This window comes from Clostridium psychrophilum, assembly GCF_018861705.1.
GTDB classification, from domain to species: Bacteria; Bacillota; Clostridia; order Clostridiales; family Clostridiaceae; genus Clostridium_AD; species Clostridium_AD psychrophilum.
Window position 1 is genome coordinate 1 of record NZ_JAHLEC010000194.1, and the last position, 3,024, is coordinate 3,024.

Genomic DNA, 3,024 nt, shown 5'->3' on the forward strand with positions numbered 1-3,024 from the left:
CCATTGGGCTGTTTCTTTAGTAGCTAAGTTATCAGAACTGAATTCGCGAATCCAGGCACGAAGCCTTGCCGGCTTAACATCATTATCTTTACACCAAATTGACATAGTTTGACCACTGGATTTATACTCATCCACTCGATGTTGCCACATGAAGTTGACTTTTGTTCTTGCCATAATAATAACCTCCTTGCATTAAGATTATTATCTCATAAATTTAAAAACATGGGAATGTGGGTAATATTTGACGCTTACTTTTAAACAATCTTTTTCTTATATCTAACCATTTTAATGTCCTCATGTTTTTAATTGTTACAAAGGTTAAGTAACCTGAATAAAGTAAAAGAAAAATTATATATCCCATTGCAAACTTAATAGAGAATGAATTATCAATATTCTTATACACAATAAATATCGTAATTATTGTGCTTACAATAAATAAGGCATGTACGATTTTTGTTAGCTTTAAGAAATTATTCTTTTTCATGTTATGTTATCCCCTATCGTTGTTTTAATTTTGGTTTCATATCTTTTATCTATAAAAATATATTTTTTTAAATATATTTCTCCCTAAAATAGTTGAATTCTTAGGTAAATTTACTCATTAATATCAAATCAATAAATACTATAACAACAGTTACTAACCCAAAAGCAATTATTATCGAAAGTATAAAAAGGGTAGAGTAAATCATTATCTTTAAAAATTTATTTTTAATATTATTGTTTACTGTTTTTAAAAAAGCCCCAAAGATAGTTTCAGTTAACCATGCCGGAAATATTTTCATAAAAATATCAAATATAATATTTATCAAATTCATGCACTCACAAATAAAAAGCAAGTCTATGAAATAATTATACTGTAATTTCTCCTGTATAATCCACTGAAAATTGTAGGGGTAAATGGAAACCTTTAACACGAAAAAATCCACATCAATTTTAACTATATCTTAAAACTAGCCTAAAAAAGCACAAAAAATAAGCACCAACAATTATGTAAGTGCTTATATAAAAACTTAAAACTCAATACGAACTCAGCTTAAGACATTGAGTTTCAACAGTTGTCGATTTTTATAAATTGCAGTGTTTAGGTCACATGACAACAATGGCAAACCCAATATCCGATTGAAAGAAATATTGCTTTGTCTTCCTCTTTGGTTTTCTAAAAAGCATCTTCTCCAAATAAAAGCAGTTAACGAGATTATAAGCATGTTTCAGGAAGTATGGACAGATTTTAGTCAAGGTAACTACTTTTATTCAAATGTCTAGAATATAAACCAACTATTTATCATATTATCTTCTTGTTCTTCATGTATATTTTTAAATTCATTTGTTTTACTGTTGTATATATAGTCTTTGCTCCATTTATTTACGTTCTTAACTGTATCCTCTATAGAACACATTATATAATCTACCTCACTGTCTGTTGTCATAGGATGGATAGATAATCTTACCCAACCTGGCTTTCGAGAAAAATCTCCCAAATCAATTGCATCTGTAATTCTTTTAGAATATTCTTCATTAATATTCAATAAATAGTGTCCATAAGTACCACCACATGAACATCCGCCTCTAACTTGCACTCCAAATCTCTCGTCAAGAATTTTTGATATCAAATTATAATGAACATTATCAATATAAAAAGAGAATATTCCAAGCCTTTCTTTTATATTTCCAGCGAGAATGTGTAAGTTGTTAATATTGTTTAATCTTTTAAATACCATTTTCATAATTTTTGTGCTGCGGTTAGACATATGTTTAACATTCATTGTATCTTTTAAAGATATACATAATGATGTTTTAATGGCTTGCAGAAAACCTGGGGTACCACCGTCCTCACGCAGTTCTATATTGGGATTGTATCCCTTACCTCCCCATGGATTTGTCCAAGTTACTGTTCCCCCACCAGAAGAATCTGGTATTTCATTTTGATATAAATTAGAGTTAAATACTAAAACACCAGATGAACCTGGACCGCCTAGGAACTTATGAGGCGAGAAAAATATTGCATCTAATTGTTCTAGTTTTTCCTTAGGATGCATGTCCATAGTTACATACGGAGACGAAGATGCAAAGTCTACAAAACAAACTCCTCCATACTGATGCATAAGTTTTGCCATTTTATGATAAGGAGTTTTTATTCCAGATATGTTTGAGCAGGCAGTAAAAGAACCTATTTTAATTTTTCTTGAGGAGTATTTTTTTAATTCAATTTCAACTTTGTCAATGCTTACAAGTCCATCCCTATCTGGTTTAATACAAACTACATCAGAGTAAGTTTCAAGCCATGAAGTTTGATTAAAATGATGTTCCATATGGGTAACAAACACAATAGGTTTCAGTTCTTCTGGAACTTGTGTATGTCTTTGTAGCTTTTCACAAATTTTTAATCCTAATATTGTTTGAAGCTTATTAATGCATGATGTCATTCCAAAACCACAAGTTATAACGATATCCTCATCATTTGCATTTACATGCTGCTTTATCTTCAAATGTGCGAAGTTATATGCTTTTGTCATAGTTCTACCAGACTTATTTGATTCTGAATGTGTATTCCCTACAAATGGTCCAAAAGTATTTACAATTTTATCTTCAATTGGTCTGTATAAACGACCACTAGCAGTCCAATCTGCATAAAACATTTTTTTAATTCCATACGGAGTTTTGTAACGTTCATTATACCCAACAGTATTCTCTCTGAATATTTTAAAATCATCCAAAATCAATAACCCCCACCTCTATATATTATCTTTTAATGTTTGCTTAAATGTAAGAAACCTGATTTAATTTATTTTCGTTTAAGTAAGAAGATTGTATTTTATACTAGATATACCAGGAATAAAGAAATAATAAATTTCCATACTTTTCATTTTCTTTTATACAACACCTATGCCAGTAAAATATTACATATATATATCTATGTTATGATTAAGCCACAAAAAGCTATATTTTCTCCGGTAGGAGTTAAGCTATTTCAAATTTTAGGCTATGCCTCTTGAAAATATTGTAAATTAATATGAAAATTTCAAT

At 29.6% G+C, this 3,024-nt stretch carries 5 protein-coding genes; all 5 read right to left on the reverse strand.

The window, feature by feature from the left end; genetic code table 11:
- Window positions 1-174 (reverse strand): IS66 family insertion sequence element accessory protein TnpA (gene tnpA, locus KPL38_RS20480; protein ID WP_216290652.1); only part of this gene is annotated, 174 nt, incomplete at its 3' end.
- Between the two features lie 40 nt (window positions 175-214).
- Window positions 215-484, reverse strand: coding sequence for a hypothetical protein (locus KPL38_RS18725; protein ID WP_216290649.1), 270 nt, complete (start codon window positions 482-484; stop codon window positions 215-217).
- Between the two features lie 100 nt (window positions 485-584).
- Window positions 585-815, reverse strand: a complete 231-nt coding sequence (locus tag KPL38_RS18730; RefSeq protein WP_216290650.1) for a hypothetical protein — start codon at window positions 813-815, stop codon at window positions 585-587.
- 266 nt (window positions 816-1,081) lie between these two features.
- Window positions 1,082-1,132 carry a thioredoxin domain-containing protein gene (locus tag KPL38_RS20440; RefSeq protein WP_216290653.1) on the reverse strand — a complete coding sequence of 17 codons (51 nt, stop codon included), beginning with the start codon at window positions 1,130-1,132 and terminating at the stop codon, window positions 1,082-1,084.
- 127 nt (window positions 1,133-1,259) lie between these two features.
- Window positions 1,260-2,714, reverse strand: a complete 1,455-nt coding sequence (locus tag KPL38_RS18740; protein ID WP_216290651.1) for an aminotransferase class V-fold PLP-dependent enzyme — start codon at window positions 2,712-2,714, stop codon at window positions 1,260-1,262.
- Window positions 2,715-3,024: the final 310 nt, after the last annotated feature.

What these genes read in the sequence shown, in the direction of transcription:
- KPL38_RS18725 (WP_216290649.1), bottom strand. Translation starts at nt 484, where the DNA reads ATGAAAAAGAATAATTTCTTAAAGCTAACAAAAATCGTACATGCCTTA.
- KPL38_RS18730 (WP_216290650.1), bottom strand. Translation starts at nt 815, where the DNA reads ATGAATTTGATAAATATTATATTTGATATTTTTATGAAAATATTTCCG.